Consider the following 14,029-nt stretch of genomic DNA (forward strand, 5'->3'; position numbering starts at 1 on the left):
TAGACTTGTTTACTTTTCCAGACTTTTTACTAATTCTTCTATTAAATCTTGAAGCTCCCTGAACGTTTCCCGATAAAGGTCTTCCGGGCCACCAAACGGATCTATTATGTCTCTATCATGTTTATCGTCATTAACAAATTCTTTTAAAGTAAAAGTTTTATCAATAATATGGGGGAATGTACTCATAATGGCCGCTTTATGCCCTTCCGTCATGGTAAAAATATGAGTAGCCCAATCTATTTCCTTCTCAGATAAAGGTGTTGAGGAATGATTATGTGATATGTTATTTTCAACTAATACACTTTTAGCATGCATTGAAGCGTCTTGGCCAGCCGAAGCATATACGCCAGCAGATCTCACTTCGATACCTATAATATTCTTGTTTTTTAAAATTGCTTCTGCCATGGGGCTTCTGCACGTGTTACCGGTACATACAAATAATACTCGGATCATTTTAACGTCCTCCTTTTTTATCCATTATAAGCTATTGCCCCATTTTTAATAGTCCAAATAAAAGCACTCTTATTATTAAAATATCATAATAAATTCACTTCAAACAAAAAAATTAAGTCTATTTCGTAAACCCTTTATCCTATAAGATAAAACCATCTTTCTTCCCCTTTTTCCGCAGTGAAATGTTTAAAAGAGAAAAATAAAAACCGCCCCGGTAATTCGGAACAGTTGAGGAAGGACAGATATGAAATTAGGTGCATCAAAAGGAGAATAATAGTTTTAGACCAAACGCACACAGAATACTACCACCAAGGATCTCACTGTAAACCCCCAGTAACCCCTGCATCTTTCTCCCCAGCAAAAGTCCCGCCCAGGTTAAAAAAGTGGCAGCCATTCCAAAACAGAGAATGGTCAAAATCGTTTTAGCTCCATAAATCCCCAGCGTTAACCCTACCGAAAAACTATCCAGGCTTACCCCTAGAGCAAATATAAACAGACCTTTTCCGATAGGAGCGAGCATCTTATTATCTCTATTTCCAGCTTCTCCCCTTTTACCGGGAATAAACATCTGGATGCCCAAAATTAACAGCAATAGACCGCCAGCGTATGTAGCAAATGTTCCGAATTTATCAGAAATGAAACGACCTGCCCCCATACCTAGCAAGGGCATCCAAATATGAAAAAAGCCTACAGTTAGCCCTATAAAAAGGATTTGCCTTAACCTTAGCTTAAACATCCCCATTCCAAGGCCGACAGAAAAGGCATCCATACCCAACGCAAAAGCCATTAGCAATAAGGTGATGATTTCTCCAGCGAATGTATTCATTCCATACCTCCCTCGGACGTACCTACTACATGTTATGCATGTCCGAAAAGAAATAGAAGAATAAATCAGTTCTTATTACGCATGTTCTTCTATGATTTGATGACCTGCAGCCTTCTCGAGCCGGTTCATAACCGCAACCCCTATACCAGACTCAGGAAACATTTCGCTAAAAATGATATCGACATCAAGTACATCAAATTGTCGTAAAGCATCATATAGCCCTGCTGCAACTGTATGTAAATCCGCTAATGATCCAGGAGCAACAATATAATCCGCCTTATATTCTCGTTGATGTTCAGTAGGTGTTATCACACCGACTTTTAACCCATCACCTCTTTTTTCATCCACAAGCTTCTGAAGGAAAGCTTGATTACCCTTTACTAAAAAAAGAGGGGCTTTCGGTGCATAGTGGGTATATTTCATACCCGGAGCTTTTGGTGCTGCATCCTTATGTTTCAAGGCAGCGTCTTGTCTAACTGTTCCAATGACTGCTTCCAGTTGTTCAACTGTCACGCCACCCGGTCTTAAAATAACAGGCACTTCCTCCGTGCAATCAAGCACGGTAGATTCAACGCCTACACCTGTGGTCCCACCATCGACGATGCCCGCAATCCGGCCCATTAAATCATCCACAACATGTTTAGCTGATGTGGGGCTTGGTTTCCCAGAGGTATTTGCACTTGGAGCAGCAATAGGCAGATTACTTGCTTGAATAAGACCTAGGGCAACCTGATGATCTGGCATCCTCACCGCGACTGTGTCTAAACCCGCCGTCACTAGGTTTGATAGCTGCCCTGGTTTCCGTTTCATAATCAATGTTAAAGGACCCGGCCAAAATTCCGCTATAAGTTTCCTTGCCTGTACCGGAATCTCTTCAACAATATCTTTCAACTGTTCTTCAGTAGCTATATGAACAATTAAAGGGTTATCACTCGGACGCCCCTTCGCTTCAAACACTTTTTTGACAGCCTCGTCACTTTTAGCATTAGCTCCCAGCCCATATACGGTCTCCGTTGGAAAAGCAACCACTTGATCAGCCTTTAATAATTCAGCTGATTGTGTAATTTGGGGATAACTTTGTAAATTATCCACATTTTTATCCACTAACCAAACTTTCGTTTTCATCGTAAACACCTTCACCTTTTAACATTACTTATTTTATATAATTGCTTTTATATGAACGATATTTCAGTCTTATCGTACTATTATTTCTTAAAATATACTTTGAAAGTATAAAAGAAGTATACACATAATTCAAGTGTTATCCACAAATTGTGGATAATTGTAACGAAACGGTGGATAACTTTGTGGATATTATGGATTATTGACAGACTTTTTCGATATTTTGTTAATAACTCTGTGGATATGTATTATTACATTTATCTAATCGTAAAAAAACGAGGGCAGATGCCCTCACTTTAAAAAATCTCATTGAAAATTTCTGCAAATAAGGACTTCACTTCCACCTCGGGTTCCTTTTCCCCTTCATATAATTGTTGACCTCGGTCAGTAGATGCCGTCAAATTATCGCTTGTATCTTCAACGTTCTCTTCGATAACTTTCTGTGTCACTTCTTCCTTAACCTTTTCTTCTGTCACTTCCTCTTTTACACTTTCCTCTATAACTTCTTCTTTAACTTTTTCCTCTGGCGCTTCCTCTTTTACACTTTCCTCTATAACTTCTTCTTTAACCTTTTCCTCTGGCGCTTCCTCTTTTACACTTTCCTCTATAACTTCTTCTTTAACCTTTTCCTCTTGCACAACTTTCTCTTCATTCGTTGCAGCATATGCCTTCCCTTTTGAAGTCACTGATTCTTCATCTTCATCCTCGACAATTGGACTTTGGCTTACAGCTGTCCCATTTGAAAAATCCAGGAAACATAATGGAGGAAATAACACACACCACCAATTAGCCCCTTCCCCTTCACCAAGTGTGATAATCACCGCTTCATAATCACCTGCAGGATATAAATACTGACCATAAAGCTTTGTCGGGAATTCCGCCTGTCCAAAATCGACGTTGACTGACTGTTCCAAACCATTTTCCCTCACTACTGCCTCCGCTGTTGCTTGAATATCTGGTAAATGCGAAGTAATCACTTCCCTCGCCTCATCCAAAGAGGTAAGCTCCTGAACCCACTTCGTAATATCTTCATTTACTTTATCTCTAATCAGGCGCTTAACAGCTTGATCCTCTTCTGTATCACTATTAGCAAGTATTCGCAGACGAATTGCTTCATCCGGAATCACCATAGTTTCTTCCGCACTGACCGCCTCCGCTTTAGGCATATATATACTTACAATTGTTCCTATTGTTAAGATTAATAGATAGATAATGGCTAAATGTTTAGTTTTCATCGCCCTCGCCCCCTCACACAAATTAGTCTCGCCAATTTTCCGTTATCTTAAACTAGTAAAAGTAAAAAAGAGGATAACTAAAAATATAGATTCTAAAAGGTATATTGGGTGAAGCACGTTACATTCCAAACAAAAAAAATCCGTCTCACATATGAGACGAATCATTTTAATACAGCAAAGACCATTCGATCCTTTTTGTTAATGTCATTTTCAATGGACACTTCTGCCGCAGGAAATGTCCGCTTTAAGAGACCAGCAACTGCCTGACCCTGTCCAGTGCCTACCTCAAAGCCAATCAGTCCCGGTACTTTCATAACAAGTGGCAATTGTTCCATAAATCGGCGATAAAAGTCTAAACCATCGACACCAGCGAATAACGCACGATGTGGTTCATGATCAGTTACGACCACTGACATGGATTTTTGATCATCATTTGGTATATAAGGAGGATTCGATAAAAGGATGTCCACCTGATTGTTCTGCTTAATGAATGGCTGCAGCAGATCGCCTTGCACAAACTGTACCTCAGCTCCAAGTAACTTGGCATTCTTTCTCGCTACCTCAAGTGATGGATCTGCTATATCCGTGGCTGTCACCAGCAAGCCTGTTTCTTCAAGCTTCATCGTAATTGCAATCGCACCGCTGCCCGTCCCAATATCCGCTAAGCTTAGCTTCTGTCCCTTCGTAAAAATGTTAGGGAGCTTGCGAAGTGTATAATAAATTAATTCTTCTGTTTCAGGTCTTGGAATCAACACTTCTTCATTAACAAGGAAGGCCCGTCCATAAAATTCTTCACTGCCTGTAATATATTGAACAGGGGTCCCATCAACATGTAGCTCAACAGCGGACTTAAATTGTTCTAACTCCTCTTTACTGAGTTCATAATGGAGATTGGCTAATAGCTGGGAGCGAGTTTGCTTTAAATAATGCTGCAACAAAATTTCTCCTGCATTAGCATCCCGATCATTTTCTTTTAAAAAAGAAGAAGCCCATTTAAGGACTTCGAATACTTTCATTACAGAATTATTCATCTGCATTTTCCAGTCTTGAAGATTGATCTTCCATGATTAAGGCATCCACGACATCATCCAGCTTTCCTTCCATAATTTGATCCAGCTTTTGAATCGTTAAGCCGATACGATGGTCGGTAACACGGTTTTGCGGGAAGTTATACGTACGAATCCGTTCTGAACGATCACCCGTTCCAACGGCAAGCTTCCTGTTTTGGTCATATTCCGCCTGTACTTCGCGATGAATTTTGTCATACACACGGGCACGCAAAACTTTCATTGCTTTTTCTTTGTTCTTGATTTGTGATTTTTCATCCTGACAAGATACAACGGTATTTGTTGGAATATGCGTCAATCGCACCGCTGACATTGTGGTGTTAACACTCTGTCCTCCTGGGCCACTCGACGCAAAGGTATCTACACGAACATCCTTATCATGGATTTCAACTTCCACTTCCTCAGCTTCCGGTAAAACGGCAACCGTAGCCGTGGACGTATGAATCCGTCCGCCTGATTCAGTTTCAGGTACACGCTGCACGCGATGGGCTCCATTTTCGAATTTTAACTTTGAATATGCACCGTTACCATTAATCATGAAAATGATTTCCTTATAACCACCAAGCCCAGTAGGACTTGATTCAATAACTTCAGTCCTCCAGCCTTGCACCTCAGCAAAACGGCTGTACATACGGTATAGACTACCTGCAAATAAGGCCGCTTCATCTCCGCCTGCCGCTCCGCGGATCTCCATGATTACGTTTTTATCATCGTTAGGGTCTTTTGGAATAAGCAATATTTTCAGCTTATCTTCAAGACCTTGTATGGTCTCTTCAAGTTCATTAATCTCTTCTTTAACCATTTCACGCATATCCGCATCAAGTTTGTCTTCAAGCATCGCCTTGGCTTCCTGGAGTTGCTCACGAACTGCTTTATACTCTTTATACGCTGAAGCCGTCTCCTGAATACTGGATTGCTCCTTAGAATATTCCCTTAGCTTCTTTGAATCATTAATGATTTCAGGGTCACTCAATAGTTCATTCAATCTTTCATATCTATCTTCTACAGCCTGCAGTCGATCAAACAAATTATTCACCTCATAAATTTTCCAAAACATCTACATGAAACGAGTTGGAAGTAATCCATCCTTTTTAACTATAAATAAGTGCCCCAACCGAGTTCACTTCTAGCTTAATTATAGTATAGGTGAATAATCAACGTCAAAGAGGATTCAAAATTGTGGTTATTTCTTTAATTTTACATCTATATTATATTGGGGAACAACCCTGGTTATCATGTCCTGAATTCGCTGCTTTTCCTCCTTTCTTTCTTCATCCGTCTTGATTTCACCTTTATCATGGACCGTAACATGTATGGTATTGCCATTAAACCATACGGAGCCTGCATCATAATTAGTTTCCGATTTAACGATTGATCGGATTTTATCTATTTCCTGCCCCATGGATGGAGAATTATTGGATGTTTGATGCGGAGTGTTGAGGACTTGATCCGATGGCCGTTCCGCTTCATTGTCCCAATCATTATTAGATACACGTTTTAAACTTTTGCCAACAAAATCTTTGCCATCCCGGGATTGATCCCCATATTCCGAATCATTATTTATTGCATTGTCATTTTGACTGCATGCTGTTAGTGCAGCAAGAAGAAAAGCAGTCATAAAAATCAGTATTGATTTCATATTTTTTCCCTCCATTTTGGTTATGTTTATAAAGAGCGTTTCCTCTTCAGCTTTCCCAAAATGAAGCAAAATGTATCTTTTATTTCTCTTCCCTCTTTTTTACAAAATGCTCGACTTAATCTTAATGATTAAAGTTTATTGCAAATGTCAACATTTTGAATAATTTTTATTTTTAGTTCAAACCGCATTGCGTTAAACTTCATCTTAAAATCTTTGTATGTTAAAATCCTTTTGAAAGGATTTTCTACATGGATTTAGGAGAAAATGAATAAAGGGTAATAATTAGCTCCCCTTTCTTCCAAATAGGGAGTTTTTTTATTGTTTGTAATTACAACAGGAGGATTCAACTATGCATTTATTGCCGCGGGAAATCGACAAGCTTATGATAGTGGTGGCAGCGGATCTTGCTAAGCGCCGAAAAGACAGAGGATTAAAGTTAAACCATCCGGAGGCTGTCGCCCTCATCACTTATGAGGTAATGGAAGGGGCAAGAGACGGGAAAACTGTAGCCCAACTTATGGAGTATGGGGCTTCCATTTTGACACAAGAAGATGTCATGGAAGGAATACCTGAAATGATAGATGATATTCAGGTTGAAGCAACTTTTCCAGATGGAACGAAATTGGTGACTGTCCACAGCCCGATACGATAAATAGGAGGGATAGCTATATGTTGCCAGGAGAATATATTTTAAAAGAAGAAGAGATTATTTGTAATGAAGGAAGAGAAGTATTCACCATTTCTGTTACTAACGCCGGCGACCGCCCTATTCAGGTCGGATCACATTTTCATTTCTACGAAGTAAATGAAGCACTCCAATTTAATAGGAAGAAAGCTTACGGAAAGCGATTAAATGTCCCTGCTGGAGCGGCTGTTCGTTTTGAACCCGGGGATGAAAAAGAAATACAGCTTATAAATTTTGCAGGAGAACGGCGTATATACGGGTTCAATAATAAAGTAGACGGCAAATTAGAGAGTGAGGATGAATCATGAGTTTTAAAATGTCCCGAAAACAATATGCTGAAATGTACGGACCAACTACTGGTGACTCTATCCGCCTTGCTGACACAGATTTGTTTATTCAAATTGAAAAAGATTACACTTCATACGGAGAAGAAGTTGTCTTTGGCGGCGGAAAAGTCATTCGGGACGGCATGGGCCAGCACCCCCTTGCAACTCGTAAAGACGGTGTGGCAGATACCGTTATAACGAACGTAGTAATTTTAGATTATACAGGAATTTGTAAAGCAGACCTAGCCATTCGAGATGGTAAAATTTCTGGAATTGGTAAAAGCGGAAATCCACTCGTTATGGACAATGTGGATATTATTATTGGCGCATCTACAGAAATAATCGCCGGTGAAGGTTTGATTGTGACAGCTGGTGCCATCGATACCCACGTTCATTTTATTAATCCGGAACAAGTACAGGTAGCACTAACATCTGGAACAACAACATTAATCGGGGGCGGTACAGGTCCTGCAGCTGGATCTAAGGCAACTACGGTTACTCCGGGTGAATGGAATATTCACCGCATGCTTGAAGCTGCTGAAGGCCTCCCAATAAATATTGGATTTACAGGTAAAGGACATGCTGCTTCCATTGAACCCTTAACCGAGCAAGTTAGAGCTGGAGTTATCGGATTAAAAGTTCATGAAGACTGGGGAGCTACTGGTTCATCCCTTGACTACGCACTACAGGTAGCAGACGAATATGACATTCAAGTTGCCCTGCACGCAGATACATTAAATGAAAGCGGATTTATGGAAAATACCATGGCCGCAGTAAAAGACCGAGTTCTTCACATGTACCATACTGAAGGCGCAGGCGGTGGCCATGCACCTGATTTAATCAAATCAGCAGGTTACCATAACATTCTGCCTTCATCAACGAATCCCACCCTCCCTTATACCGTTAATACTATCGACGAACACCTTGATATGGTCATGGTTTGCCATCATTTAAATCCTTCTGTTCCAGAAGACATCGCTTTTGCAGATTCTAGAATAAGAAGGGAAACAATTGCAGCAGAAGATATCCTTCACGACATGGGCGTATTTAGCATGGTAAGCTCTGATGCCCAAGCAATGGGCCGGGTAGGAGAAGTCGTTCTACGCACATGGCAAGTAGCAGACAAAATGAAAAAACAAAGAGGCATCCTGTTTGGAGATAGCAAATATGCCGACAACAACCGGGCTAAGCGCTATATCGCCAAATATACTATTAATCCAGCCATTACACATGGGATTTCAGAGCATGTTGGTTCTATTGAAGTTGGAAAATTGGCAGATTTAGTCCTCTGGTCTCCAAAGTTTTTTGGCGTGAAGCCAGAAATGGTGCTTAAAAACGGCCTTGCGGTTACTGGGTTAATGGGTGATGCCAATGCATCTATCCCGACACCACAGCCGTATATTTATCGTCCAATGTACGCTCAGTTTGGAAAGGCCTTAGCAAAAAGTTCGGTTACTTTCATTTCTCAAGCAGCCTACGATGATGGTGTTCATGAAAAACTTGGACTACATAAAATGATTCTACCTGTTGGCGGAATTCGGACTCTAACTAAGAAAGATATGAAATTAAATGCTGAAACACCTGATATTACAGTTGATCCGCAAACATATGAAGTAAAAGTAAATGGAGAACTCCTGACATGCGAGCCGGTTGATACGGTGCCAATGGGTCAGCGATATTTCCTATTCTGAGGTGAAAAGTATTGATTATAGAAAAAGTTGTCACTAACTTAGAAAAAATGGATACAAACGAAATTAAAAAGCGTCATATAGAAAAAGTGTACTTGGAAAGCGCACATTTAATGAAGCGAATTCAACGGGTCAAAACGGATCACGGCAATGAGCTTGGTATTCGCTTAAAAGAGCATCGAGACCTTTTAGCTGGAGATGTATTATACATGGATGATAAAAATATGATCGTCATAGATGTGCTATCAGATGATTTACTTGTTATCTCCCCTCGAAGCATAAAAGAAATGGGGACAATCGCCCATCAACTTGGCAACCGTCACCTCCCTGCTCAATTTGAAGAAGATGATATGTTGGTCCAATATGACTATTTGGTTGAGGAATTACTTCAAGAACTCGGAATTCCTTTTAAACGGGAAGAACGAAAAGTGAAACAAGCGTTCCGTCATATAGGCCACAGTCATGAATAACAATATTCTCTCTTTGTTTCAGCTATGCGACTCTAATTTACCTACCGGCGCTTTCAGCCATTCTTTCGGCCTGGAGAGTTATATACAAGAAGATCAAGTTAAGGACCAGGAGACATTTTTCCAGTGGCTTAAAGTGTATTTACATGAGCAGCTCATCTACTCAGATGGGCTTGCCTCTCGTCTCGTTTACGAAGCCCTTATGGATGAGGATATTCAAGAAATATGGAACCTAGATCGCCTATTAACTGTCCAAAACTTGCCGAGGGAAACGCGGGAAGGAACACAAATGATTGGGGATCGAATGCTAAAACTCACAGAATCGCTATACGGTATGCCAATCCTCTCACAATATAGAGCGGAAATTAAGAGAAAGAGTTCATTCGGCCATCCCGCTATTGTATTTTCGATGGTAGCACATGGGCTTGGGGTAACAAAACCAGACACCATCCTCTACTATTTGTATTCTGCTATTTCCAGCCAAGTTCAAAATGCGGTACGAGCCATTCCTCTTGGACAAACAGCAGGCCAAACAATTACTCACAATTTTATACCAGAATTAACACAGGCTGTGGAAAGAATTCTGCAACTAACGAAAGATGATTTTGGCATCGTTTCTCCTGGTATTGAACTGTCTCAAATGAAACATGAACGCGTTAACATTCGAATATTTATGTCTTAATTTTTTTGAAAGAATCAGTAAAGGGAGTGTTTTAATGGAACCAATAAGAATCGGTGTTGGAGGACCTGTTGGAGCAGGTAAAACAATGCTTGTAGAAAAATTGACACGCCATCTCGAAAATGAAATAAAAATGGCAGTTGTCACAAACGATATTTACACAAAAGAAGACGCTAAATTTTTAATACAAAATGGTGTTCTTCCAGAGGATCGGATCATTGGTGTAGAAACGGGCGGCTGTCCTCACACCGCCATTCGCGAAGATGCTTCCATGAACTTCGCTGCTATCGATGAGTTAATCGAGCGTCACCCGGACGTTGAACTTATTTTTGTTGAAAGTGGCGGAGACAATCTTGCAGCTACTTTCAGCCCCGAACTAGTTGACTTTTCTATTTATATTATTGATGTTGCCCAAGGGGAAAAAATCCCCCGCAAAGGCGGACAAGGTATGATTAAATCTGATTTGTTCATCATTAATAAAACGGACCTTGCTCCATATGTCGGTGCCAGCCTTGAAGTAATGGCAAAGGACACTAAAGTATTCCGTGGTGACAAACCATTCGTTTTTACCAATTTAAAAAATGATGATGGCCTTCCTGAAGTAATCGACTGGATTAAGCAGCATGCTTTATTAAAAGGTTTAGATTAATATGACAGATTGGACTGGCACTTTATCTCTGGACCTAGAAGAACGGAAAGGGAAAACCGTCGCAAAAAGGGTGTATTTTCAAGGTGCACTCAAAGTTATGCGACCGATTTACTTTGATGATTCAGGTCAGGTCTGCTATTACCTTCTAAATCCCGGCGGCGGCTATTTAGACGGCGATCGATACAAGATGGAGATATCAGCCGATGAAGGCTCTAAAGTTACTTTAACTACCCAATCTGCGACAAAAGTATATAAAACGCCGAAAGGCTATGCCTATCAGGAAACCCAAATTCACTTGCAAAAAGGCAGTTATTTAGAATACCTTCCAGATCCGCTAATTGCTTATGAAAATGCTCATTACAAGCAAAAAAATGTAGTTCATATGGAAAGTGGAGCAACGTTTATTTACACAGATATTCTCACACCTGGCTGGTCCCCGGAGGGTAAAAAGTTTAGCTATAATACCATTCAATTAGTTACTGAGGTTTATCTGAATGGTAAACTTGGTGTGTTTGACCATATCAAATTAATGCCAGAACAACAAACACTTTCGGGTCTAGGTTTCATGGAAGGCTATACTCACCTAGGCTCTATGATTGCGGTCAGCGAATATACCAATAATTCTCTTCTCGATGAATTGTATGAAGTGATTCAAATAGAAGAATCGAGTTTTAAATTTGGAATTTCAAAGCTAGCCGTGCCAGGCTTTAGCATACGAATCCTAGCCAACTCTACCCAAGTCATTGAACGAATATTGGATCAGTGCCAAAAGATCCTCAGCGAGAAGTGGAATAATCGTACACCAAGCTTTTTACGGAAATATTAATACATTCATCGGAGGCTGCTCCTTTAAAAGGCACAGCCAGATGAGCCATTGTATATTGTATTTATTTTGAGTTCCTAAATTCACATTACACTGTGCTATTAAAGACCGATTTCCCATGAACTGCGCCCTTTAAATGACAGTCTTAAATAAAGACCTATATAATAGGCAATTAATAGATTACTCCGGTATTTTACCGATCTTGTAACTCAATATTTACGATAATCTAGGAAAAATATTTAAGTAGAAACTTTCGTGAGAGGGGATACAGTATGCCTGAAGATAAGAATACAAAACCCGAACTTGAAGATTTTGAGGTAGAAACAGTGTTTGAGAACCGTGTTCACGAGCGACACGCATTCACTTTTAAGGTCCAAGGAGAGGAATTCAAGGGGCATTTTCATGAGGATGAAATTCATTGGCTCCACCCTCACCCAAAACAAATGATTGGTGGAAGTAAAGTGGACATTATTGAAACTACCATACATTCATTAATGCGACACTATGGAATTTCAAAAGAGATTAAAGACCTTGAATTAAAACCAGCATTTGAAGACCGGGTACATGAACGCAGACAATTTTCTTTGCAAGTGCAGGGAGAGGAATTCAAAGGCTTTGTTCATGAAGGAGAAATTCAATGGTTCCATCCTCAGCCAAAGCAAAAGCTTGAAGAGGATCTGGTTGAGGCAATTGAATCAGAAATCCATGAAAAAGTAGCGGAACACGAAAATAATAGTAAAGAGAATGATTAGAAATAGATAATATAAGAAAGGAGGTCTCTGTTAAAGAGATCTCCTTTTCGAATGTCATTCAATTAATTTCTTTATCTCAACTAAAATCATTAAAATCAATCACACGTTGACAAAGTCTTTGCATAAGCTTAGATTCATGAGTTACAACTACTATTCCCATCTTTCTCTTTTTAGCAATTTCAATGACCGCATGCCAGATTTGAGCTTGTGTGATTGCATCAAGCATTGTTGTCATTTCGTCTGCAATTAGAAATCGAGTATTGGGTCCTAATGCACGGGCAACACAAAATCGTTGTAGCTCTCCTCCCGATAGTTCGTTAGGCCATCGTTCTAGCCACTCCCGATCAATTCCCAGTAATTCTAACACCTCTTTATTGGGTTTCCATCCTTCATTAAGAATCTTGTGCATCTTCCATCGTGGATTAATCGCTTTTTCTGGATGCTGAAAGATCAATTGAACAGGATGATATCCTTTCTTTGGTAATGGAGCACTATTAAAGGTCACAGTTCCCTCAATTGGTGTCTCAAAACCCGCTAAAATCCGGCAAAAAGTTGTTTTCCCACATCCACTTGGACCAGTGATGCCAACGATTTCTCCTGGCTCTAGCGTTAAATTGACTCCTTGAAACAGCCATGGTCCATTTCCATATCGAAATCCGATGTCTTTTGCTTCAAGTTGCATGAATACACCTCACCATTCCCCCCCTAAGTTTTCGCATTTCAGGTTGTACTTGCCTGCATTCAGGTGTTGCCATTTCGCAACGTGGTGCAAACAAACATCCCGCTGGTAATGAACTTGGATGAGGTTGCGAACCTGGAATTGGAATAAAATCATTTTGAGGTAATGCTCTCCACAAAGCCTTACTATAAGGATGCCGTATTTCCTCACCGTGACTTTTAAAGTTCTCCACTGGAGCTACCTCTACTGTAGTTCCTGCATAAAATACGGCAATTTTATCTGCAATATTAAGGGCCGATTCAATATCATGAGTTATCAGCATCACCGCACAACCATTGTCGGCAACCTCTCTAAAATTATTTAGCGCTTCCTTTATTACATCGGGGTCGAGCCCTGGAGTAGGCTCATCCGCAATAATCACCTTTGCTCCGCTTACCATTGCAGTGGATAGAAGCGTCCTCCTGGCCATACCTCCAGAAAGTTGAAATGGATACATTTTCTCAACCTCTTGCCTTAAGTGATAGCGCTCAAAAACCTCTCGTTGAACCGATACAGCATCCCCATTTTTTACAGAAGTACGGACTTGACTTCCAACACGCATGAGTGGGTCTAGAAAGTTTACCGATTGTGGTACAAGAGCAATTTCCTTACCTCTTAATACAGTTTGCCGATCAGGGGTGAGTTCCTCCCCCGCATATTTAATTACTCCACTTATACTTGCATTTCTCGGCAATATTCCTAGAATGGCATGTGCGAGCAGACTTTTTCCCGATCCACTCGCTCCAACAACAGCAAGAATCTCACCTGCCTCAAGAGTAACATTTAAACTTGATATAACTTTATGAGTTTTCTGTTTAAGTCCAGTATATTGCTTAAAAGATACTGATAAATTTTCCACTTCAAGAATAGGCATTTGTTAACTCCTCTTAATATTGAACG

General features: G+C 40.3%; 17 protein-coding genes. 8 read left to right on the forward strand and 9 right to left on the reverse strand.

What is annotated here, in order from left to right; all coding sequences use genetic code 11:
- Positions 1–9 precede the first annotated feature (9 nt).
- From JFV29_RS27000 to JFV29_RS27030, 7 genes are all read right to left on the reverse strand, one after another.
- Positions 10–453, reverse strand: coding sequence for a low molecular weight protein arginine phosphatase (locus JFV29_RS27000; RefSeq protein ID WP_201187486.1), 444 nt, complete (start codon positions 451–453; stop codon positions 10–12).
- 259 nt (positions 454–712) lie between these two features.
- Complete coding sequence (locus tag JFV29_RS27005; RefSeq protein ID WP_053348475.1) at positions 713–1,279, reverse strand: manganese efflux pump MntP; 567 nt, start codon at positions 1,277–1,279, stop codon at positions 713–715.
- 75 nt (positions 1,280–1,354) lie between these two features.
- Entirely contained in the window at positions 1,355–2,404 is a 1,050-nt protein-coding gene (locus tag JFV29_RS27010) for an L-threonylcarbamoyladenylate synthase (RefSeq protein ID WP_053348474.1), read from the reverse strand.
- A 293-nt stretch (positions 2,405–2,697) separates the two neighbouring features.
- Positions 2,698–3,636, reverse strand: coding sequence for a stage II sporulation protein R (gene spoIIR, locus JFV29_RS27015; RefSeq protein WP_201187487.1), 939 nt, complete (start codon positions 3,634–3,636; stop codon positions 2,698–2,700).
- A 161-nt stretch (positions 3,637–3,797) separates the two neighbouring features.
- Entirely contained in the window at positions 3,798–4,667 is an 870-nt protein-coding gene (gene prmC, locus JFV29_RS27020) for a peptide chain release factor N(5)-glutamine methyltransferase (protein ID WP_274607087.1), read from the reverse strand.
- Positions 4,660–5,730, reverse strand: coding sequence for a peptide chain release factor 1 (gene prfA / locus JFV29_RS27025; RefSeq protein WP_201188143.1), 1,071 nt, complete (start codon positions 5,728–5,730; stop codon positions 4,660–4,662). The genes prmC and prfA overlap by 8 nt, the downstream gene beginning before the upstream one ends.
- A 156-nt stretch (positions 5,731–5,886) precedes the next feature.
- Positions 5,887–6,342 carry a hypothetical protein gene (locus tag JFV29_RS27030; RefSeq protein ID WP_201187489.1) on the reverse strand — a complete coding sequence of 152 codons (456 nt, stop codon included), beginning with the start codon at positions 6,340–6,342 and terminating at the stop codon, positions 5,887–5,889.
- 349 nt (positions 6,343–6,691) lie between these two features.
- On the opposite strand from JFV29_RS27030, the gene JFV29_RS27035 reads away from it, so the two are divergent.
- The 8 genes from JFV29_RS27035 (at position 6,692) to JFV29_RS27070 (ending at position 12,411) form a co-directional block, all read left to right on the forward strand.
- Positions 6,692–6,994 (forward strand): urease subunit gamma, encoded by a 303-nt coding sequence (locus JFV29_RS27035; protein ID WP_053348471.1) that lies wholly within the window; start codon positions 6,692–6,694, stop codon positions 6,992–6,994.
- 17 nt (positions 6,995–7,011) lie between these two features.
- Positions 7,012–7,335 carry an urease subunit beta gene (locus tag JFV29_RS27040; RefSeq protein WP_201187491.1) on the forward strand — a complete coding sequence of 108 codons (324 nt, stop codon included), beginning with the start codon at positions 7,012–7,014 and terminating at the stop codon, positions 7,333–7,335.
- On the forward strand, positions 7,332–9,044 hold the full coding sequence (gene ureC, locus JFV29_RS27045) for an urease subunit alpha (protein ID WP_201187493.1): 1,713 nt from the start codon (positions 7,332–7,334) through the stop codon (positions 9,042–9,044). Before JFV29_RS27040 ends, ureC begins: the two co-directional genes overlap by 4 nt.
- Positions 9,045–9,055: 11 nt before the next feature.
- On the forward strand, positions 9,056–9,511 hold the full coding sequence (ureE, locus tag JFV29_RS27050; RefSeq protein ID WP_053348468.1) for an urease accessory protein UreE: 456 nt from the start codon (positions 9,056–9,058) through the stop codon (positions 9,509–9,511).
- Complete coding sequence (locus JFV29_RS27055; protein WP_053348467.1) at positions 9,504–10,190, forward strand: urease accessory protein UreF; 687 nt, start codon at positions 9,504–9,506, stop codon at positions 10,188–10,190. The genes ureE and JFV29_RS27055 overlap by 8 nt, the downstream gene beginning before the upstream one ends.
- 34 nt (positions 10,191–10,224) lie before the next feature.
- Positions 10,225–10,836, forward strand: coding sequence for an urease accessory protein UreG (ureG, locus tag JFV29_RS27060; RefSeq protein WP_056524172.1), 612 nt, complete (start codon positions 10,225–10,227; stop codon positions 10,834–10,836).
- Between the two features lies 1 nt (position 10,837).
- Positions 10,838–11,662: an urease accessory protein UreD gene (locus JFV29_RS27065; protein ID WP_098177139.1), complete on the forward strand. Its 825-nt coding sequence runs from the start codon at positions 10,838–10,840 to the stop codon at positions 11,660–11,662.
- A gap of 269 nt (positions 11,663–11,931) precedes the next feature.
- Positions 11,932–12,411, forward strand: a complete 480-nt coding sequence (locus JFV29_RS27070; protein ID WP_201187495.1) for a hypothetical protein — start codon at positions 11,932–11,934, stop codon at positions 12,409–12,411.
- A gap of 76 nt (positions 12,412–12,487) precedes the next feature.
- Here JFV29_RS27070 and JFV29_RS27075 read toward each other — a convergent pair whose 3' ends face one another.
- Together JFV29_RS27075 and JFV29_RS27080 are read right to left on the reverse strand one after the other, a co-directional pair.
- The gene (locus tag JFV29_RS27075) at positions 12,488–13,093 is read right to left on the reverse strand and encodes an ABC transporter ATP-binding protein (RefSeq protein ID WP_201187497.1); all 606 of its coding nucleotides are present in this window, start codon (positions 13,091–13,093) and stop codon (positions 12,488–12,490) included.
- On the reverse strand, positions 13,083–14,003 hold the full coding sequence (locus JFV29_RS27080; protein ID WP_201187499.1) for an ABC transporter ATP-binding protein: 921 nt from the start codon (positions 14,001–14,003) through the stop codon (positions 13,083–13,085). The genes JFV29_RS27075 and JFV29_RS27080 overlap by 11 nt, the downstream gene beginning before the upstream one ends.
- Positions 14,004–14,029: the final 26 nt, after the last annotated feature.

The sequence above is a fragment of the Peribacillus sp. TH16 genome, from assembly GCF_016651095.1.
In the GTDB taxonomy this organism is placed as follows: domain Bacteria; phylum Bacillota; class Bacilli; order Bacillales; family DSM-1321; genus Peribacillus; species Peribacillus butanolivorans.

Bases quoted from the DNA above. Each gene is read 5' to 3' on its own strand.
- JFV29_RS27065 (WP_098177139.1), top strand. From the start codon at position 10,838: ATGACAGATTGGACTGGCACTTTATCTCTGGACCTAGAAGAACGGAAA.
- JFV29_RS27080 (WP_201187499.1), bottom strand. From the start codon at position 14,003: ATGCCTATTCTTGAAGTGGAAAATTTATCAGTATCTTTTAAGCAATAT.
- ureG (WP_056524172.1), top strand. From the start codon at position 10,225: ATGGAACCAATAAGAATCGGTGTTGGAGGACCTGTTGGAGCAGGTAAA.
- ureC (WP_201187493.1), top strand. From the start codon at position 7,332: ATGAGTTTTAAAATGTCCCGAAAACAATATGCTGAAATGTACGGACCA.
- JFV29_RS27040 (WP_201187491.1), top strand. From the start codon at position 7,012: ATGTTGCCAGGAGAATATATTTTAAAAGAAGAAGAGATTATTTGTAAT.
- JFV29_RS27075 (WP_201187497.1), bottom strand. From the start codon at position 13,093: ATGCAACTTGAAGCAAAAGACATCGGATTTCGATATGGAAATGGACCA.
- JFV29_RS27035 (WP_053348471.1), top strand. From the start codon at position 6,692: ATGCATTTATTGCCGCGGGAAATCGACAAGCTTATGATAGTGGTGGCA.
- JFV29_RS27005 (WP_053348475.1), bottom strand. From the start codon at position 1,279: ATGAATACATTCGCTGGAGAAATCATCACCTTATTGCTAATGGCTTTT.
- prmC (WP_274607087.1), bottom strand. From the start codon at position 4,667: ATGAATAATTCTGTAATGAAAGTATTCGAAGTCCTTAAATGGGCTTCT.
- JFV29_RS27000 (WP_201187486.1), bottom strand. From the start codon at position 453: ATGATCCGAGTATTATTTGTATGTACCGGTAACACGTGCAGAAGCCCC.
- JFV29_RS27010 (WP_053348474.1), bottom strand. From the start codon at position 2,404: ATGAAAACGAAAGTTTGGTTAGTGGATAAAAATGTGGATAATTTACAA.
- JFV29_RS27030 (WP_201187489.1), bottom strand. From the start codon at position 6,342: ATGAAATCAATACTGATTTTTATGACTGCTTTTCTTCTTGCTGCACTA.
- spoIIR (WP_201187487.1), bottom strand. From the start codon at position 3,636: ATGAAAACTAAACATTTAGCCATTATCTATCTATTAATCTTAACAATA.
- JFV29_RS27055 (WP_053348467.1), top strand. From the start codon at position 9,504: ATGAATAACAATATTCTCTCTTTGTTTCAGCTATGCGACTCTAATTTA.
- JFV29_RS27070 (WP_201187495.1), top strand. From the start codon at position 11,932: ATGCCTGAAGATAAGAATACAAAACCCGAACTTGAAGATTTTGAGGTA.